Source organism: Roseburia hominis (assembly GCA_040702975.1).
Taxonomy (GTDB): Bacteria; Bacillota; Clostridia; order Lachnospirales; family Lachnospiraceae; genus Allocoprococcus; species Allocoprococcus hominis_A.
Genome location: CP159990.1, coordinates 1306941 through 1331241 on the forward strand (window position 1 = coordinate 1306941; position 24301 = coordinate 1331241).

Genomic DNA, 24301 nt, shown 5'->3' on the forward strand with positions numbered 1-24301 from the left:
GGCTTTCAATTCTGACGCTCTTTGCAAAACAGTATATCGCATGCCTGTGCAGATGGAGAAAAATCCCTTTAAAATCATTTCCAGAGCACCACGAATAAGCCTCCATAGGAAGCTTTTTTGAAAATATTCAGTTGCAGGTGTTTAACATAATAGGTGTGGCTCAGGCCTTGTGTAATACCTGCCAGACGGCAGAGGAATGATGTTTCCACCGCAGGATGAGTATTTGCAGACATCCTTGTTATAGAGCAGTTTGATAATAGCGGGCGCATCAAGATCTTTAAGTCTGGAAATGTATTTCTTACAGCCAAGCAGATTGCGGCATAGTATAATCTTCTTGTTTTTATTCCGAGAAGAAAGCAGGCCGTAATGCCGAATCCGCACAAAACGTTTTGGAGGAACATGCATCAGAAATCTCCGGATGAATTCTTCCCCAGGAAGTGTAAGTTCCTTCCACTGGCCTTGATTTTTGTAATCCTTAACAGTAAACGTAACCGTGGAATCCGTCATACCCTTTATTCGGTAGTTGCTTATGGCAATCCTGTGAGTATATTTGCCAAGATATTTGATAACAGACTCCGCACCACGGAATGGCTTCTTGCAATAAGGAATCCATTCTTTGGCATAGCAGGTGTCCAAAAGTTCCATGAAGGCATAATGATTTTTGTAAGGTTCCGCTGTTCCATGGAACTCCAGCTTTCCATCCGTCCATAGCTGTTTTAGCCCGGCAAGATACTTGCCCCGAAAAACCCTGGAAATGACTTTGACAGGGAGAAAAAAATCCTCACCGTTATCTTTCCAGTGGTTCTTGGCATCCAGCCCTCCGCCTAACACGATGGTGTGGATATGGGGATGGAAATTCATCGCACTTCCCCAAGTGTGGAGAATACAGATATAACCGATGTCTGCCCCAAGGTATTTTTTATCTCTGGCAAGTTCGCTTAAAGTATCTGAAGCTGCATGATACAAGGCATTATAGAGTGACTTCTGGTTGCTGTAAATGACAGGATTTAATTCCTCAGGCACAGTGAAAACCACATGAAAGTATGGGGCGTCCAGTATATCCTCCCTGCGGGCATCTACCCACTTTTCCTTCGGAAACTCCTGACACATGGGACAACACCTGTCCCTGCAGGAATTATAATGGACGGAGATACAGCCGCAGTCCTCGCAAACACTTACATTAACACCAAATGCACCGGTTTTGCAATTCATGATGTGATAAGCTGCTTTTCGCTGTGCCGCAGACAGTTCATGAGTTTTCTCATAGTCAGAATAAAAGCGGTTAAACACATCCTGTATCGTGCAGTTTTCGCTCATGATTCACCGCCTTCCGGAGCATCAAAAGGGCTGCGGATACCAAGAAGAGTTTTGTTGCTTACATGAAGGTATATATCCGTAGAGCGGGGATCAACATGACCAAGAAGGGACTGGATATATTTGATATCCGTTCCACTTTCAAACAGGTGGCTTGCAAAACTATGGCGGCACGCATGGGAAGAAACACGGCGGGTAATACCGGCGCGTCTGGCACTTTCTTTAAAGAACTGGTTGATACTGTTCGGCTCAAGGTATCCACCGGTCCATGAGCTTGGGAAAAGAATGCCTTTCGGACGGCCGCACTGATACCAGTACTCTGTGAGAAGATCCAGATTTCTCCGGGAAAGGATCGTATACCGGTCGATCCTTCCCTTTGTCTCACGGACATGAATGGTCAAGTTGGTACGGGAAATATCATCATAGTGGAGATGGATCACCTCGGATACGCGCAATCCAGAGGAATACATGGTCGCAATGATGGCTTTATGCTTCAGGTTCGTTGTTGCATCAATGATGGCATTTATCTCCTGATGGGTAAGGACTGTTGGAAGATTACGTTCCCGCTTCATTGCAGGAATTTCATCATCGTCCCAGCGTATCTTCAATACTCTTTTGTAGAAGAACTTGATTGCTGAACGATAATGATTATGTGTTTCCGGCGATCTGCCTTCCAGACGTTTCATGGTAAGAAAGGCATCTGCATCCTCGAGTGTGAGGTCAGTAACAGGCTTATTGGTGCAGCGCAGGAAATAGCTGACATCACTGCAATACAGTTGAATGGTCCGTTCTCTAAGGTTGCGTTTTTCCGCAGCTTGGCGGATGGAATTAAAAATATCTTCGTACATTATAAAACCTCCATGAATAAGTAGTTGTTAATAGTGGCAGCTACCTATCAAGGAGGTGCATTGGCATCATAATTCCGATTGCGGAAGACACCAAAAAGTGCTATTGTATTCATAGGCAGTGGGAGTCTCCGTGTTTGATTGTTTTGTGTGGTAACTGAACAATACCGTATTACGGGAGATTTTTCCACTGCTTTTTATTTGTTGTTAAAGAAAAACTGCGCCCCAGCCTTGGCAGGCCATCGCGCAGCGATTTTGTTCAATCGGGATTTATGGGGGTGAAATAGTTGGATAAACAGAAAATACGGATCGACATAGAGGCATTGTCCTCAAAATATACTGTGCGAAGATTGTCTGTGGATGATTTAGAGCGTATCTATACCCTTTCCCTGGGCAATCCACTGTTTTTTCGATATTGTCCGCCTTTTGTTACAAGGGAGAGTATTCTTGCGGACATGAGAGCACTTCCACCTGGGATGACGCCTGACGATAAATACTATGTGGGATTCTTTCAAGATGACAAGCTGATTGCAGTCATGGATCTGATAACGAATTATCCTGACACGCATACCGTTTTTATCGGACTGTTTATGATGGAGAAGAGTGAACAGGGCCGTGGGATAGGGTCTGGTATTGTTAGCGAGTGTGCCCGCTATTTTAAAAGCGTTGGCGGTCACTATATCAGACTTGGGTTTGCAAAAGGAAATCCTCAAAGTGAAGCATTTTGGAGAAAAAACGGATTTGAACCTGTTGGGATAGAAACTGATAACGGAACATATATAGCCGTTGTCATGAGAAGAGTATTATAAAAGGTTCTTTGACAACTTCAGTTTTATCTATGAGCCCCTCTAAAAACGCTGTATTTTCAAGGCGTTTCGCCTGATTCGGGTTTCAAACTTATGTATTTTCCCTTGTTTTTGCCCTTACGAGCCGAAACAAGGGAAATATATTTATTTGAATATAAAACTTCTTTTTCAGCGAGTAATAAGCCCTCGGCGTTTGAGAGCGAAATACACCCCTCGCACAAATCTGACGATTTGTACTCAGGGTATTTCGCCCCTGCGGGGAGCTACCGGGGGTGCTTGCAGGAAATCTCTGCCGCTTTTGATACGGCGCTGTTCCGTCAGCAGAGCCGCCGAAACATGCTCAGACAGTTGCAGGAGCAAGGCAGACAGCAGAAACCACGTAGGAAATCCTTTGACAGAGACAGCCGATAGGCGAAGAAAAACCGCCGCTATGGTCTTACCCATACACGGCGGCGTACATATAGAGATTAACTTTCTTGTTTCTTTATAACGGTTATTTTCAAGTTTTCCGCTTCTATCAGCGTTTCCTGCTTGCATTTCGGACAGTAGAGCGGATAGTTTATCAATACAGTATCTTCTCGCAGCCTGTCATGGGTTTTGTTACCGCAAACGGGGCATAGTATCCATTCCTTTTTCATTATCAACTTACCTTCCATTTACCTTTTTGCGAAAGAACAAAAACGAGATTACACCCGGCACCACAATCCAAATCAACATAACACATAGCGTTACAGCCTCAAAGTTTTGAATTGTCCATGCACAAGCCAAATATAAAAGAACAATTGGCAGAGAGATATATCCTATTATTTTATGAGCAATGTTCCATGTTTCTTCGTCCTGCACTGTCCACGGTAAACGAAGTCCTGTATGTCTGCTGAATGGAAGCTTCGGAGAAATGATACCAGCGAACAAAATTACGCAGGAAACAAAAAGCATGGCAAACATTTTTTCTCCGTTTTCTGTGAATGTAATCACATCAAAAGCGGTTAAAATGGACACGAGTATTCCGATAATCAGAACTCCTATATCAAAAAGGGTCGTAATCCGCAGAACACCGATTTTCATATCGTTGGTTGTGACACTCGTCAATAGAGCAAGGTTGCGATATAAGACGATGACAGCAACAAATAAGCAAAGACTGACCAAAAGGATAGATATAATCTCATTTTTGGCTATTAAGGCGGTCAGCATAGCCAAAAATGAAAGCAGTAAAATCACGCCTCTTTTCTTGTTTGCCTGCAATAACAGCTTTTCCCTTTCCTTTTTTTGGGCAAGCTGCTCATTCAGTCTTGCCAGTTCTTTGGACAAATCTGTATTGGTATTGATGTCTTCCTCCGTACCGAGTAGTTGACTCACGGATACTTCGAGAAGCTCTGCTATGTGAATTAAAACATCTGCATCAGGAACAGATAAACCATTCTCCCATTTTGAAACAGTCTGTCTAACAACATTGAGCTTCACCGCTATTTCTTCTTGGCTTACTCCTTTTTTCTTGCGGTATTTTTTAATATTTTCATTTATCATATTGATACCATCCTTTCTTGGCTTGCTATCTGGAACAATTATAGCCGATGACCGTCTGTCGGGGCAAGCAACGGGAATTAACATTGTGCCAAAACAGCTTCAAAAATTGAATTATAAAAAGCAGAAGCGGTATTTCGATATACTGAAATCACCACCCGAAAGAGCAAAGTGACAGAGCTTTTACACTCTGCCTCTTTGTTTCTCTATGCGTATATGATTTCCTTTTCCACAATCTCCCTCGCACATGCCTGTATGTTATTGAGCCGACCAACCCATTCTAAAGCATCGTCAGCCTTTAGCTGTTCCGTGATACCCGGTGCCTGTTTCATTTGTTCTATGAGCCGCTCAAAGCGTTCCTGCGCCTGTTCGTTGATGTCGGCAAGATAAGTGTTGAGCTTGCCACTGGTCAGCAGCGTTGTGTAGGTCGCTTTTCTATGCTCTTTCAGGTAGCGTTTGTGCCGCTGTCCCCGTATCCCGATAGGCTTTTCTTCTTCGGGTGGTAGGGTAAGACATGGCTGATAGTAGTCGCCTTGCAGTTCGTACCAAAGCCCGTTGCTTTCGTCATAAATGTACTTGTCCATCTTGAAATCCTCCAGTATAATATATTTGCACATATGTCACAGTTTCCCGATTGCCACTTGCTGTTATAGCTTGTTATCAGTTTTTCCTTCCCTTATTTTTGCCCTTATGAGGTGGCGAGGGAAGCATAAACGCAAGTGAAATCGTATAAAGGGATAAGGCGGACACATTGCGATAAATCCTCTTTGTTTGGGGGCGTTTTGGAGGATTTTATTAAAGCCCTATGAGGGGCAGTAACCACTTATGAAATCGTGGTTTTCAAATTCAAATTTGTCTGGTGGAAACTTACGGAGGGTATGAAATGGTATATCAAATAATTGCAATATCCGTTATGGTTGCATTTTACGGAATTTATTTTATAAAGCTGTTTAATCAGCGAAAAAAAGGGATACAAACAAATCTATTAGGCAAGGGAAAACAGGGTTTTGTAAAATTTGTAGAAGTTGCATTGAAAGATGTAACATATCTTGTTCCATTAGTTGAAGTAATCAGTATTTTTACAAATACATATCTTGATTTTATATGGCTGAGAGTTGTAGGCATAACATTGGGAGTATGGGGTGTTATTATTTTTGCGGTATCAGTGTTTACAATGCATGATAATTGGCGAGCAGGTGTTCCCAAAGATGAAAATACGGAGCTTGTTACATCTGGAATATATGCTTTTAGTCGAAATCCTGCGTTCCTTGGATTTGATTTAATCTATATTGGGATACTCGCAATGTTTTATAATACGAGTTTGCTAATTGTTACCTTGTTGGCTGTTGTGCTTCTACATTTGCAAATAGTAAATGTAGAAGAGGATTTTTTAATAACAACATTTGGGGACGAGTATCTACAATACAGGGAAAAGGTTTGCCGTTATATTGGCAGAAAACGATAACATTCCGTTTGACGGGAAGAATCAAAAATCATCAAAGAGCCAGACGCAGGGCCGATGAACTTATGGGAAATGGAAAATTCGTGAGGTTAAAACCATGAGAATATTTGCATTAGAATTAAACAACGATATAAAAGGTATTGAACAAAGAAAAGAGTATATTGAGGCTCTTATTAAACGACTTCCAAAACCAGACCTTGTTGTACTTCCTGAACTGGCATTATGCAGCTATATGGCAAGTCAGGATATATGGCAATATGCTGATGATTGTGGTGTGAATACATCTGCATGGTCTGTTGCGATGGCTCAAAAATACAACACATACATTGGCACAGGATATTTAGACAAAGAGGCTGGTGACTACTTCAACCGCTATATGATTGTCGGCACGGAGGGCGTTTGCGGAGTTGTTTCCAAATCAGAAGGCGAATCTGCCGTTTTTAAGCGAGGCAGTTTCGGCAGCGTAATCGCTACACCGTTCGGAAAAGTCGGTGTTGGTATCTGCTTTGACTCCAGACGCAGACATTTTTACGATGAAGTGAAAAACGAAAAGCTGTCACTGATTTTGTTTCCTCATGGAGCGCCTGCTGATCCGAAGAAGCCCGAAAAAGAGCATAGGGAAAATGATACCCGATGTTTGATGTATGTTGATGCTTTTGGGGTTCCAGTCGTATATGTGAATAGCAAAGGAAGTCTGGAATATATGCCAGGGAAAATGGGAGCGATGATGAAAAGACACGGTTTCAAGATGAATGGTATGAGTAAAATTTACGCGCCAGACGCAATTGCGATTCATATGGGTACACCAGAGGTTGTTGCTTCGGAAGTCGTTATTTGCCCCAAACGACGAGTAAAGGATATTCGTTTCCACGGGGAGGACATATTACCGGGCAATTGGCTGTTTAAGCATTTGATTCTTGAACCCGATACAAAAGCAGGGATTATATCCTATGAAGTAAATCGATAGCTTCCTATTTATTGAAATGAATTAGGCATAAGTATTTGCTATATTAATTTTCTTTTACTATACTTTAATCAGAATATAGAAGGGGGCAAGGAAAGGTATCCAAATAAAAATATCATTGAAGAATCCAAATAAAATAGCTATAATGTGGATATGAGAAATAGAAAAATCGCAATTTTAGGCGACGAGAGAATTTATTTTAGAAGGAGAAGTAGAAATGGAAGAAAACCAGTCAGCTTTAACTATTATCACATATAAAGATAGAATGACCAGGCATTATCATGGCTTAAGTAAAAATAACGAAAAAGAAATTTTACAATTTTTATATAAAAATGGAATTCAATTTGGGAAAATACATATGCAGGAATCCCATGATATTGGTGACACAGATTATTATACCGGACATATTGATGGTTATGAAAATCTAATGCAATCAAAAGCATTCGAGCATCTTTATGGTGAGTGGACGATTATCGCATCTTACAACGATGTGGAAATTGTTATAGACAAACAATATCCAAACATTTGTCATGGTATATCTTTTCGATATCAAAAATCTGAAGATGGGCGTTTGGCTCCTATTTTTAAGAAGTTTGAGAAAAAATTCTGCTATAAAGATATTAGATTTTGGAGAGAGGATCGCTAAAATCCGGTTATTACAGAGTTCTTAGGACTTTCTTCCAATACTGATTTTACCGAAAGCGACCTTGAGAAGAGTATCCTTTCCAATTTGCAGAAATTCCTTATGGAGCTTGGGAAAGGGTACGCCTTTGTTGCGAGGCAGCAGCATATCACGATTGTTTTTAAATTTATATTCTAAAATTTTATCTAGCTCTGAATAGGAAAATCCTTCATTTTTTCTATAAATTTTTCCGAAGCTTTAGAGAATACCTGATATTTTTTCCATACGATACTCATACCTTCTTCCATTTTTGGAGAAAGAGGACGGAAGCAGAGCCTGCTGTTGCCGGAAGTATTGATGATTTTGTCAAATCCGAACGCATAGCCCAGGCCTTCCTCCACCATCAGAGAAGCATTAAAAAGCAGGTTGTAGGTCGCAACGATCTTCAATTCGGATAAATCCCGTTTTATCCAGGATTCGACGAAATATTGTCTTGAAATAATCAAAGGCTTATCCCATAGGTCCTCAGGGCAAATAGCCTCTTTTTCTGCCAGGGGAGAGTCTTTCCGCATCAGTACGCCCCAGGTATCTTTGTAGGGTAAAGGTATCGAATTGTATCTCTCATGGTCTACAGAACCAAACACAATTCCGAAATCAATCAGTCCTTTGTCTAATTGATCCAATACAAATTCGGCATTTCCGCTGGCAATATGATAATGGATGCCGGGGTGAGTTTTGTAAAGTTCTTTTGCTGCTCTGGCGATAAAACGGACCGCATCTGTTTCTCCTGTACCAATATAGACATCTCCCACAAGGACCTGGTCAGAGAGGGAGATTTCTCTTTCTGTTTTTCGCACCAGATTCAGGATTTCTTCTGCACGTTTTTTAAGGATCATCCCCTCGTCTGTGAGCGTGACTTTTCTGGAACCCTTTGATCCACGAATCAGGAGCTGTTTTCCTAATTCTTCCTCCATCGCTTTAAGTTGTGTGGAAAGTGTGGGTTGGGACAAGTGCAGGGACTTGGCTGCCCTTACAATGCTTTGTTCTCTTGCCACCGCAAGAAAATATTGGAGTACGCGCAATTCCATAGGGGTATTCCTCCTTTTCTAATCTGTTTAGTATAGAATAACACATGCTTGAATAGGTTTCAACTATTGAAATGGATTAGGCATAAGTATTTGCTATATTAATTTTCTTTTACTATACTTTAATCAGAATATAAAAGGAGGTTTCGCGATGGGAAAAAGATTGCTTTTGGTATTCTCTTTGCTCCTTGTTCTTGCATTGGCAAGCTGTAACGGAACGCAGTCTGTCCACCAAAAACCAAGTACAGAAGGCGTGGAAGCAGAAATGGACAGAGCTTTGACTGATATTACTCCTACAGAAAAAATTACAGAATTGGAAGAGGGGCTTTCGACCGTCCGGTATGAAGGCGATTACGTGTTTGAGGAGTTTCTTTCCGGCGGTGGAGCGTCTACCGATGGAGAAGTAATGGAGTTCTTGACAGAGAAAATATGGGGTAATTTGAATTTAGGATTTGAAGGTGAAATTTTTGGCTGCAGTACGATTACAGTACAAAATGCTGATGGAGAATTTCTATTCGGACGAAATTTTGACTGGAATTCCTGTGATGCAATGGTAGTTCTGTCTTATCCTGAAAATGCTTACGCTTCTATTTCCACAGTCAATATGGATTTTATACGTCAGGGAGCGGGGAGTATAGCAGGCTCGGCGCTAAATGCGGATGAAGTAAGGGCGATAGCTGCTTTGTATGCACCGTTAGACGGCATGAACGAAAAGGGGCTTGCGGTGTCTGTGAATATGATACAGGACTCGTCCACTATTGACCAGAACACAGAAAAACCGGATATTACGACAACAACGGCGATTCGTCTTCTGCTTGATAAGGCAGGAACGGTGGAGGAAGCACTGGAGCTGCTTGGACAGTATGATATGCATGCATCTATGGGCATGATGGTTCATTTCGCAATTGCGGATGCTTCCGGCAACAGTGTGGCAGTGGAATATATCGACAATGAGATGACGGTAACAGAAACGCCGGTGGTTACCAATTTTTATCTGGCCGAAGGTGAAAAGCACGGAATCGGTACGGAGCAGTCCCATGAACGGTACGAGACTCTGATGGATCGACTGAAAGAAAATGCGATTATGGATGAAACGGAAGTCAGAGATGCGCTGGATCGGGTGAGTAAGGACAACTTCGGCGAGTTTGAGTCTACGGAGTGGAGTATTGTGTTCCATTTAGACGAAGGAAAGGCTGACTACTATCATCGTGAAAATTATACCCGGGGATACACCTTTTCGATTGAGTAACGGAAAGAGGAACTCCTTTGAATTATGTAAAAGTGTTGACGGATTTAGGATTCCTATGCAGGGAAAAATCTTTGATTCCGTCGGAATGTGAGGTGACGTTATGAAAGAAATTTTACTTTCTGCCAGAGGAGTAAAGAAGGAATTCCCCGGCAGGAATGAGAAAGAACAGGTGTTAAAGAGTATTGATGTTGATATATATGAAGGCGATTTCACGGTCATTATGGGCTCCTCCGGTGCAGGAAAATCTACACTGTTGTATGCGTTAAGCGGTATGGATAGTATTACTGATGGGAAAGTGCTGTACCGGGGAGAGGAAATCAGCGGGTACAGGGAACGGCAGATGGCAAAGCTGCGCTCCCATGAATTTGGCTTTGTGTTCCAGCAGACTCACCTTGTCAGCAATTTGAGTCTTTTTGAAAATGTAGCGGTGGCAGGTTATCTGGATTCCCAAAAGACGGCAAAGGCAGTAAGGGAAAAGGCTGAAAAACTGCTGGAAAAAATGAATGTGACATCGGCAAGGGACAGACTTCCTTCGGAGGTTTCCGGTGGGGAAGCGCAGAGAGCCGCTATTGCAAGAGCGGTCATTAACAATCCCGGGCTTTTGTTTGCTGATGAGCCAACCGGGGCCTTAAACAAGCGGAATACCAAGGAGGTGCTGAACCTCCTGACAACCCTAAACGAAAGCGGCCAGAGCATTCTGATGGTGACGCATGATATCCATGCGGCGATCCGGGGCACCAGGATTCTTTATCTGGAGGACGGAAAAATTCTGGATGAAATGCGATTTCCGGTTTTTCAGGATACAGATGCAAAGAACCGGGAAAAGAAACTGAGCGAATGGCTGAGTGCGTTGGCATGGTAAGGCGGTGATGGAATGGAGATAAAAACACTTTGGCTGGCAGACAGCAGGCGGCATAAAGGAAGCCTGGCAGGAATCTTTGTCCTGATCTTTCTCGTATCCGTATCTCTTGTCTCTGTTATGACCATCTGGAAAAATTCCGGACAGTATGTAAAAGACGAGATGGAACGGCTCGGCTTTGGAACGATTACGGCCTGGGTATCCGGTATTTCCGATATTGAAATGCTGACGGAGGAAATAGATGAGGTTTCCGGTGTGGAGAAAACAGGCATACAGCCCATTATTTTTTCAGAATATGAAGTAAACGGGCAGGAATCCGACAGTGAAGGGCAGCTTATAACCTATGAGCCGGAACGATATGCTTACAAAATTTTCTCGAATGACCTGAAAGGGTATGGAGCGGAGGCGGTGATTCACCCGGGAGAAATCTGTGTTTCCCCTTCCCTTCATTCCATGTTTGGAGTGGAAATTGGAGATGAAATCAGTTTTCTGGTTTCCCGTAATGGAGGAAAAGTGACATTTACGGTAAAGGACTGGTTTGAAGATCCGTTTATAGGAAGTTCCATGATCGGCATGAAGTCTTTTCTGATCTGTAGCGAGGATTATGAAAGAATTACAGGGATGATTCGTAAGTCAGGGATAGATGCCCTTGCCCGTGATGGCTATATGGTACACATCTTTCAAAGTGGATCGGAGAGCGCGGCACAGCTTAATGCAGTTCTGAATCGTGATACTGCGCTTTTGCAGTATGCAGAGTTTACTCATTCAGACAGTGCAATCTTTGGTTTTATGATGACCCTGCAAAATGTATTTACCGGGCTTTTGCTGGCATTTGTCCTGATACTGATCGTTGTAGCCATGATTGTGATGGGGCACAGCATCAGCAGTTCTTTGGAACAGGACATGGAAGATATCGGAATTCTGAAGACCATCGGGTTTACAACGAAGAAATTGCAGAAGATACAGATGCAGTTATATTTGATTCCTGTTTTTCTTGGAATCATGTCAGGCGTTTTGGGTGCCATTCCTGTTTCTTTGGCAGTCAGCCGAATGACGATGACCACAACAGGGCTGCTGGTCCCGGCAGGGATACCGTTTGCCGTATGTTTTCCTACGCTGCTCCTGGTATTTGGCGTTCTGGCTGGGTTTGTCTGGCTGAGAACAGCGCAGCTTGAAAAAATCACACCGATGAAAGCCATCCGGGGTGCAGATGGGAGTAGTGGTATGGGAAAGAGCGGACGTTCCCCCATCCATCAGAGACATTTAAGCTTCTGGCTTGCACTTCGGCAGGTGGTTTCCGGAAAAAGGCGATATTTGGGAGCATGCTTTGTTGCGATACTTCTGGTGTTTTTTGCTTCCCTGATCGGGCGTATGGATTCGTGGCTTGGCTCGGACGGAAAGGGGTTAATGGACGCATTCAATCCGGCAGATTTGCATATTGCGGCACAACCAATGGGAGAAGCTACCAGTGAGGAGGTGGAACGGACGATAGAAGAATATACCAACATCACTGACCGGTATATGCTTGCGATGCCCAGCGTTTCCGTGGAGGGAACCGATTATACGGCCAATGTGATCACGCAGCCGGAGCGATTCCATATGTTGCAGGGGCAGTCCTGCATGGAAGCGGATGAAATTGTGCTGACAGAGTTTGTAGCTGCCGACCTGAATGTGGGAGTCGGAGATATGGTTTCGGTCAGTGCAGGGCGAGGAAATGCCAAGTACCGGGTTTCCGGCATCTATCAATGTGCCAATGATATGGGAGCGAATGTAGGGTTGAGCCGTGAGGGATACCAAAGGATTGGGCAGGAAACTGCTAATATGTGGTGTATACATTATTTCATTGAGGATATAGATGTGCAGCCGCAGGTTATGGAAGCACTGGATGCGGCTTACGGCGGGGATGTCTATCTCCATGAAAATTCCTGGCCGGGCCTTTATGGGATTCTCTCGGCAATGGAGCTTTTAATGTATTTCATGTATGGAACAGTGATAATCCTGATTTTCGTAATTACCGCATTGACCGGAAGTAAGCTGCTGGTGATGGAGCAGAAAGATATGGGTGTTTACCGTTCCTTTGGATTTACTGCTATGCAGCTTCGGATATCTTTTGCAATTCGGTTTGGAATAGTCTCTCTTCTGGGGGCTTTGATTGGAATGGCATGCAGTGCATTTTTTACAGACCCGTTGGTTGCGGCACTTCTTCGGAGCTTTGGGATCAGTAATTTTTCCTCGCATCCGAGCATAGGAAATGTCCTGTTTCCGGCCCTGGTGGTCATCACGGCTTTTACCGTGTTTGCATGGGGCGTTGCCGGAAAGATAAAAACAGGCAGGCTGGCATTCCTGCTCTCAAAATGAATAGAAAATTCCTATGCAAACATATTTGATATAAGTATTTGCTATTGTGAGCGATGGGGATTACAATAAAGTTAGAAGAAATGAAGAGCATTTTCAAAGAAAATATAAGGAGTAATTTGTAATGAAAAAACATATTTTTAGTGCGTTGAGTCTGGCTCTTGTGTTTGGAGTCATGCTGACAGGGTGCGGGAATTCTGCTGGGAAAGATTCGCCCAATACTACAGAAAGTGCGGCGGAGAATCCCGAAAGTGATGCACAGAGTGACAATGCAGCGGCAGTAACGGAACTGGTGGTACGGTTTGGCGATGAGGGAGAACCTTTTACCATGCATCTTTACGATAATGATACGGCAGCGGCTATTGCAAGGCATGTGGGGACCAGTGACTGGCGGCTCCCAATCTACCATTACGATGATTATGAGAATTGGGAAGTTATGCAGTATTACGATATCCCGAGTCGATATGAGATTCCATCTGCCCCGGAGCAGATTACTGAGGAAAAGGCCGGCACGGTTTATTATTCAGAACCGAACCGGGTTATCCTGTTTTATCAGGATGCAGAGGTTTCTGCTGAGTATACTCCTGTCGGATATTTTGATTATACGGATGAGTTTTTGAAGGCGGTGCAGGATAATCCGGTACTGGAAGGCTGGGGTAATAAAATCGTTCAGATTAGTGATGGTGAGTGAAAATGGAAGACAAGGGAATTAAGCTGGAACGACTGATAGAGTATGGTTCTAAGGAAGCAGTTATTCAGAACCTGAAAGATGCCGGGTGTGCCAAGGACATCATTGAATGCTGCATTGCCTGTATGGAACAGGGAAAGAAGAATGAACTGCTGAAAAGGCTGGAAGAACACAGAAAAGGCTTGTTGCACAAGGTGCATGAAGAAGAAAAACATATAGACTGCCTGGACTATCTGGTTTATCAGATCAGACGCTGTGAAAGTAAAAGCGAATAAAGGATATGGAGGAAGATAGCATGAAAGTGATTGAAAATCAAACATTTGATATGGAACGGGCGCTTTACGGAAGTGATGGCGTACTGGTGAGAAATTGCTCCTTTGACGGACCGGCAGACGGCGAGAGCGCATTTAAAGAAGGGAGGAATATTGAGACAGATCATTGCTTTTTTAATCTTCGTTATCCCTTCTGGCATGACCACGGCCTTAAGATTACCGATTCCGAGATGACGGAAATGTGCAGGGCAGCCCTGTGGTATTCGGATCATGTAGAGATTACAGGCAGCAAGCTGCATGGAATCAAGGCGCTGCGGGAATGCAGTGATGTCCTGATTCAAAACTGCGATATTATTTCACCGGAATTCGGCTGGTCAGTGAGGGGAATCCGCATGGAAGATACGACTGCAGTCAGTGAATATTTTATGATGCGCTCGGAGAATCTGACATTCAGAGGTGTAACTTTTAAGGGAAAATATTCCTTCCAGTACATAAAGAATGCGACCTTTGAAAACTGTGTATTTGATACGAAGGATGCGTTCTGGCATGGTGAAAACATAACGGTGAAGGATAGTGTGGTGAAAGGCGAATACCTGGCATGGTATTCCGATGGTTTGACGCTGGTGAATTGTAAGATTATCGGAACACAGCCTTTATGCTATTGCAAAAATCTCAAGCTGATTGACTGCGAAATGATTGATACTGACCTTGCATTTGAGAAATCCGAGGTGGAAGCGCGTATCACCACAAAGGTTGACAGCATCAAGAATCCGCGTTCCGGCCAGATTCAGGTGCCGGAGCTGGGAGAACTGATAATGGATGATCCGGATGCGAAAGGGCAGGTTTTGGTTGGCAGTGGTGCTGACGCAGGCGATACGATTAACGGGTAACCGGCATCGGATCAGGACTGTGAGCCGGGAAAAGCAATTTAGGAGACTGTTTATGAAAAAAATGATTTGTATGGCTCTGGTTTTTGCGCTGCTGTTTACAATAACAGCCTGTGGGAACAGCCGGGAGGAGCCAGATTCCGATAAAAAACAAAAAGTCAGTGAAAATGAACCTGTGCAGTCTGATGTGGAAGCAGAGGAGGTGGTGACAGAGATGAAGATGAAAATTCAGGTTGGAGATACTATTTTTACGGCAACGCTTGCGGAGAATTCTTCCGTAGATGCGTTGAAGGAGCTGATGGCAGACGGACCACTGACGCTCAATATGAGCGATTATGCCAATATGGAAAAAGGCGCGGATTTGGGCGTTACACTGCCGCAGAACAATGAACAGATGAACACGCAGGCCGGTGATATCATTCTGTATCAGGGCAGGACGTTTGTGATTTATTATGATACCAATTCATGGAGCCTGACGCCGATTGGAAAAATTGACAATGTAGATGCGGAAGAATTGAAAGCGGCACTCGGAACCGGCGATGTTACGGTGACGCTGTCGATGGAAAAACAGTAAGAGTTACGTGAAAAGTTAAAAGTGAAATTTGAAAAGGGTTTGCTATGACGGAACTCAAAAAGAATAGAAACAGGTGAAGGAGAGAGTGAAAATGAACATTTTAGTATTGAATGGAAGCCCCCGTGCAGAAGGAAATACGGCGGCGATGGTCAAAGCTTTTGCAGAAGGAGCCAGAGAGAACGGTCACACTATTACGGTAGTGGATGTATGCAGGAAAAAAATTGCAGGCTGCCTTGCCTGCGAATATTGCCATACAAAGGGAAATGGCAAGTGTGTCCAGCAGGACGATATGCAGGAGATTTATCCGATTCTGGAAGAAGCGGAGATGATCGTGCTGGCATCTCCTATTTATTATCATAGCTTCACAGGGCAGTTACAGTGCGCGATTAATCGTATCTATGCGCTGGATAAGCCGAAGAATCTGAAGAAAGCGGCCCTGATACTCAGCTCCGGCAGTGATCATGTATATTGCGGCGCTATTTATGAATATCAAAACTCCTTTTTGAATTATTTGAAGCTAGAGGATATGGGGATTTATTCAGCGTTCGGTAAGCAGAACAAATCTGAAGAAAAGATGAAAGAACTGAGAGAATTCGGACGAAGCCTGCAATAGAAACTTAAATAATTCATGGATAAGGAGAAGCATTATGGAATATCGAATTTTGCCGCACGGCGGTGAAAAAATCAGCGTAATAGGTCTTGGCAGCGGTAGTATTACCGGTACAGAGCAGGAAATGACAGAGGTAATTAATGCCGCTATTGAAAACGGAGTCAATTACTTTGATATGGCTCCTTCCGAGCAGGCGCCTTTTTTTGCTTATGCAAAAGCATTTGCCGGACGCAGGGAAAAGGTTATTACGCAGATGCACTTTGGTGCGGTTTATAATAGTGGGAAATATGGCTGGACGAGAGAATTGGATAAAATTAAGGAACAGTTTGAATGGGAACTGAAACTACTTAATACGGATTATACGGATATCGGGTTCATTCACTGCGTAGACGATACAGAGGATTTGGACGAAGTGATGCATGGCGGCTTGTGGGAGTATATGAAGGAACTGAAAAAGGAGGGAGCGATCAGGCATCTCGGGTTTTCTTCCCACAATCCGGAGACCGCACGCCGTATTTTGGATACCGGTCTTGTTGATCTGTTTATGTTCAGCATAAATCCCGCCTATGACTACCAAAAGGGTGAATATGGGATAGGCGAGGTTTCGGACCGGGCATCCCTTTACAGGGACTGCGAAAAGATGGGAGTCGGCATTTCTGTGATGAAGCCGTTTGCCGGAGGCCAGCTGCTGGATGCAAAGACTTCATTGTTCAAAAAGGCGCTGACACATATTCAGTGTTTCCAATATGCACTTGATCGCCCTGCTGTTATGACGGTTCTGCCCGGCGTTCGTAATATGGAGGATTTGCAGACTGTATTAAAATATGTGAGCGCTGCGCCGGAGGAAAAGGATTATTCGGTTATTGGGGAATTTACGCCGCAGAATGCTTATGGAGTGTGCGTGTACTGCAATCACTGTCAGCCCTGTCCTATGGGCTTAGATGTAGGGCTGATCAATAAATACTATGACCTAGCACTGGCGGGAGATGAAATGGCGAAGGGGCATTATTATAAATTGCCGGTTCATGCTGATGCCTGTGTGAAATGTGGGCATTGCGAATCACGCTGTCCTTTCCACGTAAAACAGGAAAGAAGAATGGAAGAAATCAGTCAATATTTTCAAAAGTAGATATTGATAGATTATAAGAGGGTTTGGGTTCCTTTTGGAAGGCCATTTATATATCAAAAATGGGCAAAATTGCTTCTTTTCGCGTACAATCCTCGTTAAAAATTTAATTAAATTGAAATCTGAAAAAAACGTGGTAAAGTATTGATAGGCAGAAAAGTATGGCACCCGGAACTAAAGTTCCGGAAGTGCCGAAGATGTGAAAATATATAGCATTTCAGGAGGAAAGAAAAATGGACAGAAACATGCAGGGCTTTGGTATGATGATCAAGCAGCTCAAAGAGAACCCGAAGACAATCGTATTTACAGAGGGGGCTGAGCCGAGAATTCTGGAGGCGGCTTCTCGTCTTCTGGCAAGTAATTTCCTGACCCCGGTTCTGGTAGGAAACGAGCAGGAAGTTTTAGAGGCGGCTGAGGAGTACGGATATAATATCCGCGGTGGCCAGATCATCGATCCGAATAATTTTGACAGAATGGAAGAGATGGTGGAATTATTCTGTGAGCTTCGTAAGAGTAAAGGTGTTACTCCGGAAGAGGCGAGAAAGATTTGTCAGCAGCCAAACTATTTTGGAACAATGCTTGTGAAGATGGGAATGGCAGATGCACTTTTGGGAGGCGCTACCTATTCGACAGCAGATACCGTGCGTCCGGCGCTGCAGGTAATCAAGACCAAACCGGGATTCAAAGTGGTGTCTTCCTGCTTCATCTTAGTACGTCCGTCTGCTACCGGTCAGAATGAAGTATTGGCTATGGGAGACTGTGCGATTAATATTGATCCTTCCGAGGACGAACTGGTCGAGATCGCATATGAGACGGCTGAGTGTGGTAAAAAGTTTGGTGTTGACCCGAAGGTTGCGTTCCTGAGCTATTCTACACTGGGATCAGGTAAAGGTGCAAGCGTTGATAAGATGCGTGGTGCTGCCGAGAAGGCAAAGGCATTGTATCCGGAGCTTCCGATCGAGGGTGAGTTACAGTTTGACGCTGCTGTATCTCCGCGTGTGGCAAGAACCAAATGCCCGGGCAGCAAGGTAGCAGGACAGGCAAACACCTTTATTTTCCCGGATATCAATGCGGGTAATATCGGATATAAGATTGCGCAGAGACTTGGTAACTTTGATGCTTACGGCCCGATCCTTCTGGGACTGAACGCACCGATCAATGATTTGTCTCGTGGCTGTAACGCAGAAGAGGTATATTCTATGGCGATTATTACGGCTGCTTTGGCTGACTAAAGAGGGGATTGTTTAAAAAGGGACGCCTCCGTGCGTCACCTTTGTACGCAGAACTCGCTCTCGCTCGGAAAAAAACGCAGCGGTGCTAAGATGCCAGACTGCCGCCTTGATGGGCGGCAGCTGCCATCTAAGAACCGGCGTTTTTTACGGTTCTGCATACAAAGGTGACGCGCGGAGGCTGTTTTTTTAAGACGGGAATTTGCGGTTGGGTATTTGCCTTGAAATGATGGGAGACTTATGATAGTATGAGTGTACGGAAATTTTGATAATGGTAGCAGGCAGTGTGATTGTGGCGGGAATTCCGCCTGTATAATGGAGGAATTGATAATGTGTAGAGAAGTGAAAGAGATTATAATGGATTTTGCAGACCGCGACTGGACGCTTGCGGAGAAGATTTTATTTGGGGTGGATTGCATTTTGCTGGGGGTGATTCTTGGACGTCTGTTGTTCCCGAGGAAGAAAGTGGTGATCAAAGGGAACCAGTATGGCTGCTGCAAGGAAGGCGACGCAGAGGAATAAGAAAAGATATAATTGACAATTTTAGGGACTATCATTATAATATAGGGCAAACAAGGGCGTTTTCACGGGGCTGAGAGCGCCTTTTTCCATTTATTCCAGTGGGGAGGCGGTCAAGGTAACCCGGCTCACAGGAATATGCGAACTTAAAAGTGAGTAGTATACCCATAGGGCATCCCGTATGGCCATTCGGCCGTTTCACAAGGTATACCCATAGGGCATCCCGTATGGCCATTCGGCCGTTTCACAAGGTTTAGTTAGGCACAGTGCAGCTAAAATGGGATTGCATGCCTACGGTAATTAAGATTTAGGAGGAATAACGAATATGAAACATAATTATACAAGAGAGGATATTCTTCGTATGGTCGAGGAGGATGATGTTGGATTTATCCGTCTTCAGTTCACGGACATTTTCGGAATGATGAAAAATGTGGCAATCACCACCAGTCAGCTTGAGCGGGCACTGAATAATGAGTGTATGTTCGACGGTTCGGCGATCGAAGGGTTTTCCAGAATCGAGAAGTCGGATATGTTCTTGCGGCCGGATCTTGGTACATTTGCCATTTTCCCGTGGCGCCCGCAGCAGGGCAAGGTGGCGCGGTTCATCTGCGATATTTATAAACCGGACGGTACTCCTTATGAATGCGACCCGAGACGCGTACTGCGGAAAATGACGGAGGAGGCGGCCGGGTACGGTTATTCCTTCGACGTGGGGCCCGAGTGCGAGTTCTTTTTATTTGATTGCGATGAAAATGGGGCTCCGACCACGCATTCTTCCGAGCGGGCGGGATATTTTGACGTAAGCCCGTTGGATTACGGGGAAAATGCAAGGCGCGATATGGTGCTCACGCTGGAAGATATGGGGTATGAGGTGGAGGCGTCCCACCACGAGATGGCGCCCGCCCAGCATGAGATTGATTTTAAATATGACGAGGCGCTTAAGGCGGCAGATGACATTATGACTTATAAGCTGGTGATTAAGACCATCGCCAAACGTCATGGCCTTCATGCGACCTTTATGCCGAAACCGATATTCGGAATCAATGGTTCCGGTATGCATCTGAATCTGTCCCTTTCCAGAGATTGTCGGAATATTTTCCGCGATACGGGGGATCCGAATGGACTGAGCAAGGAAGGGTATTATTTCATCGGCGGTCTGATGAAGCATATCAAAGCAATCACGCTGATCACGAACCCGCTGGTGAACTCTTATAAGCGTTTGATTCCGGGCTACGAGGCGCCGGTCTATATTGCGTGGTCTGCCAATAACCGGACGCCGCTGATCCGTATTCCGGAGACTGCCGGAGTGGGAGCAAGGGTCGAGCTCAGGAGTCCGGACGCCGCCTGCAACCCGTATTTGGCGTTGGCAGTCTGCCTGGCAGCGGGGCTTAAAGGAATTCGGGAAAAAATAGATCCGCCAGAGCCGATTAGCAGGAATATTTTTGAACTGAGCGGTGATGAAAAAGAGGAACTGGGAATTGAATCTCTGCCGGGCAGCCTTTTGGAGGCAGTTCACGAATTTGAAAAGGACACTTTTATACAGAATGTTCTGGGAGAAGAACTGAGTAAGAAGTTTATCACTGCGAAGAAGGAGGAATTTAGGCAGCACTGTGCCCAGGTGACCAGGTGGGAGCTTGACGAATATCTGCAGAGATATTAAAATATCCTGTTTTCGGGGAAAATTTTCCGGAAGGGATATGTAACTCGACGTTGGCAGATATTCGGAGGCTTGAATGAATGAGTAGTATTATTGTTGTATTCCCTAAACGGGAAAATGCAGCAAATATTCGCAATATACTGGTGCGTAACGGGGTAGATGTTCTGGCGGTGTGTACCACGGGTGCCCACGCAGTTCAATATGCAGAGGATCTTGATGAGGGAATCGTGATTTGTGGTTATAAATTGAAAGATATGTTATATACTGAATTGAGAGAATATCTGCCCGATACCTTTGAGATGCTGCTGGTCGCTTCTTTGGAGAAATGGAGAGGGGACGCGCTTCCGGGTGTGGTGGGTCTTGGTATGCCGATCAAGGTATATGACCTTATGAATACCGTGCAGATGCTGCTGGAGACCATGGAGCGCAGAAGGAAAAAGCGGAAGGCCCGGCTTAAAAACCGCAGTCCCGAGCAGCAAGCCCTGGTGAAAAGCGCCAAAGAGCTTCTGATGGACAGAAATCATATGACCGAGGAGGAGGCGCACCGCTACCTGCAAAAATGCAGTATGGACAGTGGAAATAATATGGTGGAAACTGCCCAAATGGTGCTCAGTATTATGGCAGAATAGGAGTTGTAAAGGCGGAGGTCTATGAAATTTACGAAAATGCATGGCATTGGAAATGACTATGTGTATGTAAATTGCATGAGAGAAACGATAGAAAATCCTTCGAAAATTGCAAAAGAGATCAGCGACAGGCATTTTGGAATCGGTTCAGACGGGCTGATTCTGATCGAACCGTCCGCTATTGCTGATTTTAAGATGGATATTTATAATGCAGACGGTTCCCGGGCGAAGATGTGTGGAAATGGAATACGCTGTCTGGGAAAATATGTTTATGAGTATGGACTTACGGGAAAGACACATTTGACCATCGAGACGCTCTCCGGTATCCGAAAGCTTGAACTTTGTGTGTCAGGCAGGGAGGTGGAGGCCGTCAGAGTGGATATGGGTACGCCCAGATTTAATTCGCATTGCATTCCCATACTGAGCGAGAAAGATCTGGTTCTCGATGAGGTCATCGAGATTCAGGGAGAGAGGTATCGCATGACGGGAATTTCCATGGGAAATCCGCACGCAGTCGTATTTGTGGAGGATACAGAGAATTTTCCGGTGGAAAGAGTGGGGCGGCTGTTCGAGTTCCACCCCAGATTCCCGGAGCGGATTAACACGGAGTTCTGTCAGGTGTTGGACCGCAGACACTTAAAGATGCGGGTATGGGAGCGGGGATCGGGCGAGACCCTCGCCTGCGGGACGGGGGCCTGCGCAGTTTTGGTGGCCGCGGTACTTAATGGCTTGACAGATGCCAAAGTACAAGTTAAATTATTAGGAGGAGATTTATCCGTAGCATGGGACCGCCAGCTTAACCGGGTATATATGACCGGACCGGCTGTAAAAGTATTTGACGGAGTTATTTAAGTTGCCAGGCATACTTAAGAAGAGGTTTGGTTAAGCGCATGTTGACAGTGGTTTGAGTGGAATGTCCGGTTGGTTAAAGAATACCGGCTGTTCAGAAAAGCGGTATCGGAAAGACTACGAATAACAATAAGTTATAGAAAAAGAACAGGAGAAGACGACGATGTATACAGTAAATGAAAATTATTTAAAATTACCGGGCAGCTATTTGTTTTCCAATATAGCTAAAAAGGTAGCGGCCTTTGCCGAGGCGAATCCGGAGGCTCCGATTATCCGTCTGGGGATCGGTGATGTGACGCAGCCGATCGCTCCGGCTATTATTGAGGCACTTCACAAGGCGGTCGATGAGATGGCGCACGCAGAGACCTTCCACGGTTATGCGCCGGATCTGGGCTATGAGTTTTTAAGAAGCGCGGTTGCGAAGAATGATTTTCAGGCAAGAGGTTGCGAGATCTCTGCGGACGAGATCTTTATTTCTGACGGAGCAAAGAGTGATTCCGGTAACATTCAGGAAATTTTTGGGCCGGATTGTAAAATTGCAGTGTGCGATCCTGTTTATCCGGTATATGTGGATACCAATGTCATGGCCGGACGAACCGGTACATACGATCCGAAGACGGAGACATGGAGTAATGTGATTTATATGCCGTGTACCGAGGAAAATCATTTTTCACCGGAATTGCCGAAAGAGACGCCGGATCTGATCTACCTCTGCTTCCCGAACAATCCGACAGGTGCGGCGATCACGAAGGACGAACTGCAGAGATGGGTAGATTACGCGAATAAAGCAGGCGCGGTAATTATTTATGATGCAGCTTATGAGGCGTATATTACCGAGGAAAATGTACCGCATAGCATCTTTGAGTGCGAAGGGGCAAGAACCTGTGCAATCGAGCTTAGAAGTTTTTCGAAAAATGCAGGATTTACCGGAGTGCGTCTGGGTGCGACTGTGATTCCGAAGGATTTGAAATGTGGAGATGTGATGCTTCATTCTTTGTGGGCGAGACGTCACGGAACCAAGTATAACGGGGCACCGTATATCGTACAGAGGGCGGGCGAGGCTGTTTATTCCGAGGCAGGAAAAGCGCAGACTTAAAGAACAGATCGCATATTACCAGAAGAATGCAAGAACGATTTACGAAGGCCTGAAGAGTGCAGGTTACAATGTGTCCGGTGCAGTGAATTCACCGTATATCTGGCTTAAGACTCCGGGACAGATGACTTCCTGGGAGTTCTTTGATTTCCTGCTTGAGAAGGCCAATGTAGTGGGAACTCCGGGGTCTGGATTTGGCCCGAGCGGGGAAGGATATTTCCGGCTGACGGCATTTGGAACCTATGAGAATTCCTTAGAGGCCATCAAGCGGATTCAGAATATTTAAGAGAAGAGTGCCTGGGACATGGTTGCTCGTGGTGATAAGAGGCGAAAAAATAGCTTTGAGGTGTGACCAGGCAGAGAAAAATTGAATAGGAAGATGGGAAAAGCCACAGGATTTGCAAAATGCAAGTTACTGTGGCTTTTCTTTGGTTTTGTGGCTAATAAAAACCACAAAACCTGTAAACACAAGTTTTGTGGTACCCACCAAATAAAAAATCGGAGTGACAGGATTTGAACCTGCGGCCTCTACGTCCCGAACGTAGCGCTCTACCAAGCTGAGCCACACTCCGATGTTATGTACCGGACATTCCTTAGAATATCCGGCTTTCCTTATTCAATTAAGGAGCTACGGATAGAGGACTCGAACCTCTACTAACAGAGTCAGAGTCTGCTGTGCTGCCATTACACCAATCCGCATTAGTGTTTTGCAGTTGTCCGCATCAACAGCGAACAATAGTATTATATCAAAACTCCGACAAAATGCAAGCCTTTTTTTGAAAAAAATTAAAGAAAGTCTTTTTGGTGATATGGATATATTTTTCTGATATTATTAATTGGAATGGGCATTGTGAGAGAATATTTTAACATTGCTTTTTAGATATGAAAGTGATAAGAATTGTGGTAAGATATTCACGAAAGCAATGAGCAGTGCCAAATCACAGGAAAAGCAATCGGCTGCTTGCAGACGAATTGTTTTTCCTGCGATTTGATAGGGCGAAAGCCCGTGAACGAACGGGCAAAGCTCGTGAGTTCGCACTGCGGACTATAGTATAATATGACCACTTGAAAATTCTAAACCAACAAATA

The 24301-nt window shown here is 44.6% G+C and carries 25 protein-coding genes, 2 tRNA genes and 1 pseudogene; 20 read left to right on the forward strand and 8 right to left on the reverse strand.

The genetic code is table 11. From position 1 onward, the window contains the following. Window positions 1-141: 141 nt before the first annotated feature. Both ABXS75_06135 and ABXS75_06140 read right to left on the reverse strand, forming a co-directional pair. A complete protein-coding gene (locus tag ABXS75_06135; protein ID XCP86376.1) occupies window positions 142-1317 on the reverse strand; it encodes an IS91 family transposase in 1176 nt (391 codons plus the stop codon). Further along, a complete protein-coding gene (locus ABXS75_06140; GenBank protein ID XCP86377.1) occupies window positions 1314-2162 on the reverse strand; it encodes a site-specific integrase in 849 nt (282 codons plus the stop codon). The genes ABXS75_06135 and ABXS75_06140 overlap by 4 nt, the downstream gene beginning before the upstream one ends. 284 nt (window positions 2163-2446) lie before the next feature. Here ABXS75_06140 and ABXS75_06145 point away from each other — a divergent pair, with 284 nt between their 5' ends. Continuing rightward, window positions 2447-2968: a GNAT family N-acetyltransferase gene (locus ABXS75_06145; GenBank protein ID XCP86378.1), complete on the forward strand. Its 522-nt coding sequence runs from the start codon at window positions 2447-2449 to the stop codon at window positions 2966-2968. Window positions 2969-3432: 464 nt separating this feature from the next. Here the strand turns inward: ABXS75_06145 and ABXS75_06150 are convergent, their stop codons facing one another. From ABXS75_06150 to ABXS75_06160, 3 genes are all read right to left on the reverse strand, one after another. Continuing rightward, window positions 3433-3606, reverse strand: coding sequence for a cysteine-rich KTR domain-containing protein (locus ABXS75_06150; GenBank protein ID XCP87095.1), 174 nt, complete (start codon window positions 3604-3606; stop codon window positions 3433-3435). A gap of 4 nt (window positions 3607-3610) precedes the next feature. Continuing rightward, window positions 3611-4489, reverse strand: a complete 879-nt coding sequence (locus ABXS75_06155; GenBank protein ID XCP86379.1) for a helix-turn-helix domain-containing protein — start codon at window positions 4487-4489, stop codon at window positions 3611-3613. 203 nt (window positions 4490-4692) lie between these two features. Then, window positions 4693-5070 carry a TnpV protein gene (locus ABXS75_06160; GenBank protein ID XCP87096.1) on the reverse strand — a complete coding sequence of 126 codons (378 nt, stop codon included), beginning with the start codon at window positions 5068-5070 and terminating at the stop codon, window positions 4693-4695. Between the two features lie 299 nt (window positions 5071-5369). On the opposite strand from ABXS75_06160, the gene ABXS75_06165 reads away from it, so the two are divergent. The 4 genes from ABXS75_06165 (at window position 5370) to ABXS75_06180 (ending at window position 7732) form a co-directional block, all read left to right on the forward strand. Continuing rightward, a complete protein-coding gene (locus ABXS75_06165) occupies window positions 5370-5951 on the forward strand; it encodes an isoprenylcysteine carboxylmethyltransferase family protein (protein ID XCP86380.1) in 582 nt (193 codons plus the stop codon). Between the two features lie 94 nt (window positions 5952-6045). Beyond that, a complete protein-coding gene (locus ABXS75_06170) occupies window positions 6046-6915 on the forward strand; it encodes a carbon-nitrogen hydrolase family protein (GenBank protein XCP86381.1) in 870 nt (289 codons plus the stop codon). Window positions 6916-7129: 214 nt separating this feature from the next. Beyond that, complete coding sequence (locus tag ABXS75_06175) at window positions 7130-7558, forward strand: hypothetical protein (GenBank protein ID XCP86382.1); 429 nt, start codon at window positions 7130-7132, stop codon at window positions 7556-7558. A gap of 9 nt (window positions 7559-7567) precedes the next feature. Then, window positions 7568-7732 carry a PDDEXK nuclease domain-containing protein gene (locus ABXS75_06180; GenBank protein ID XCP87097.1) on the forward strand — a complete coding sequence of 55 codons (165 nt, stop codon included), beginning with the start codon at window positions 7568-7570 and terminating at the stop codon, window positions 7730-7732. Window positions 7733-7740: 8 nt separating this feature from the next. On the opposite strand, the gene ABXS75_06185 is transcribed toward ABXS75_06180, so the two are convergent. After that, the gene (locus tag ABXS75_06185) at window positions 7741-8622 is read right to left on the reverse strand and encodes a LysR family transcriptional regulator (protein ID XCP86383.1); all 882 of its coding nucleotides are present in this window, start codon (window positions 8620-8622) and stop codon (window positions 7741-7743) included. Between the two features lie 148 nt (window positions 8623-8770). Here ABXS75_06185 and ABXS75_06190 point away from each other — a divergent pair, with 148 nt between their 5' ends. The 15 genes and pseudogenes from ABXS75_06190 to ABXS75_06260 all read left to right on the forward strand — a co-directional run bounded on the left by ABXS75_06190 (window position 8771) and on the right by ABXS75_06260 (window position 23498). Beyond that, window positions 8771-9868 (forward strand): C45 family peptidase, encoded by a 1098-nt coding sequence (locus tag ABXS75_06190; GenBank protein XCP86384.1) that lies wholly within the window; start codon window positions 8771-8773, stop codon window positions 9866-9868. Window positions 9869-9968: 100 nt separating this feature from the next. Beyond that, a complete protein-coding gene (locus tag ABXS75_06195; GenBank protein ID XCP86385.1) occupies window positions 9969-10730 on the forward strand; it encodes an ABC transporter ATP-binding protein in 762 nt (253 codons plus the stop codon). A gap of 12 nt (window positions 10731-10742) precedes the next feature. Next, a complete protein-coding gene (locus ABXS75_06200) occupies window positions 10743-13085 on the forward strand; it encodes an ABC transporter permease (protein XCP86386.1) in 2343 nt (780 codons plus the stop codon). Window positions 13086-13206: 121 nt separating this feature from the next. Beyond that, window positions 13207-13773 (forward strand): cyclophilin-like fold protein, encoded by a 567-nt coding sequence (locus ABXS75_06205; GenBank protein ID XCP86387.1) that lies wholly within the window; start codon window positions 13207-13209, stop codon window positions 13771-13773. Between the two features lie 2 nt (window positions 13774-13775). Next, window positions 13776-14045, forward strand: a complete 270-nt coding sequence (locus ABXS75_06210) for a hypothetical protein (GenBank protein ID XCP86388.1) — start codon at window positions 13776-13778, stop codon at window positions 14043-14045. A 20-nt stretch (window positions 14046-14065) separates the two neighbouring features. Continuing rightward, window positions 14066-14932, forward strand: coding sequence for a DUF3737 family protein (locus ABXS75_06215; GenBank protein XCP86389.1), 867 nt, complete (start codon window positions 14066-14068; stop codon window positions 14930-14932). Between the two features lie 52 nt (window positions 14933-14984). Next, entirely contained in the window at window positions 14985-15503 is a 519-nt protein-coding gene (locus ABXS75_06220; GenBank protein ID XCP86390.1) for a cyclophilin-like fold protein, read from the forward strand. Between the two features lie 91 nt (window positions 15504-15594). After that, window positions 15595-16116, forward strand: coding sequence for a flavodoxin family protein (locus ABXS75_06225; GenBank protein ID XCP86391.1), 522 nt, complete (start codon window positions 15595-15597; stop codon window positions 16114-16116). A gap of 34 nt (window positions 16117-16150) precedes the next feature. Continuing rightward, on the forward strand, window positions 16151-17242 hold the full coding sequence (locus tag ABXS75_06230) for an aldo/keto reductase (protein ID XCP86392.1): 1092 nt from the start codon (window positions 16151-16153) through the stop codon (window positions 17240-17242). Between the two features lie 242 nt (window positions 17243-17484). Further along, window positions 17485-18471 carry a phosphate acetyltransferase gene (gene pta / locus ABXS75_06235; GenBank protein ID XCP87098.1) on the forward strand — a complete coding sequence of 329 codons (987 nt, stop codon included), beginning with the start codon at window positions 17485-17487 and terminating at the stop codon, window positions 18469-18471. 327 nt (window positions 18472-18798) lie between these two features. Further along, window positions 18799-18990 carry a hypothetical protein gene (locus tag ABXS75_06240; GenBank protein XCP86393.1) on the forward strand — a complete coding sequence of 64 codons (192 nt, stop codon included), beginning with the start codon at window positions 18799-18801 and terminating at the stop codon, window positions 18988-18990. A gap of 322 nt (window positions 18991-19312) precedes the next feature. Further along, window positions 19313-20647 carry a type I glutamate--ammonia ligase gene (glnA, locus tag ABXS75_06245; protein XCP86394.1) on the forward strand — a complete coding sequence of 445 codons (1335 nt, stop codon included), beginning with the start codon at window positions 19313-19315 and terminating at the stop codon, window positions 20645-20647. A gap of 77 nt (window positions 20648-20724) precedes the next feature. After that, the gene (locus ABXS75_06250; GenBank protein ID XCP86395.1) at window positions 20725-21273 is read left to right on the forward strand and encodes an ANTAR domain-containing protein; all 549 of its coding nucleotides are present in this window, start codon (window positions 20725-20727) and stop codon (window positions 21271-21273) included. A 21-nt stretch (window positions 21274-21294) separates the two neighbouring features. Further along, the gene (gene dapF / locus ABXS75_06255) at window positions 21295-22122 is read left to right on the forward strand and encodes a diaminopimelate epimerase (GenBank protein XCP86396.1); all 828 of its coding nucleotides are present in this window, start codon (window positions 21295-21297) and stop codon (window positions 22120-22122) included. A gap of 160 nt (window positions 22123-22282) precedes the next feature. Next, window positions 22283-23498, forward strand: a pseudogene (locus tag ABXS75_06260) (LL-diaminopimelate aminotransferase). 212 nt (window positions 23499-23710) lie between these two features. Here the strand turns inward: ABXS75_06260 and ABXS75_06265 are convergent. Together ABXS75_06265 and ABXS75_06270 are read right to left on the reverse strand one after the other, a co-directional pair. Continuing rightward, window positions 23711-23784 (reverse strand) — tRNA-Pro (locus tag ABXS75_06265). A 56-nt stretch (window positions 23785-23840) separates the two neighbouring features. Then, window positions 23841-23911: transfer RNA gene (locus ABXS75_06270), tRNA-Gln, on the reverse strand. Window positions 23912-24301: the final 390 nt, after the last annotated feature.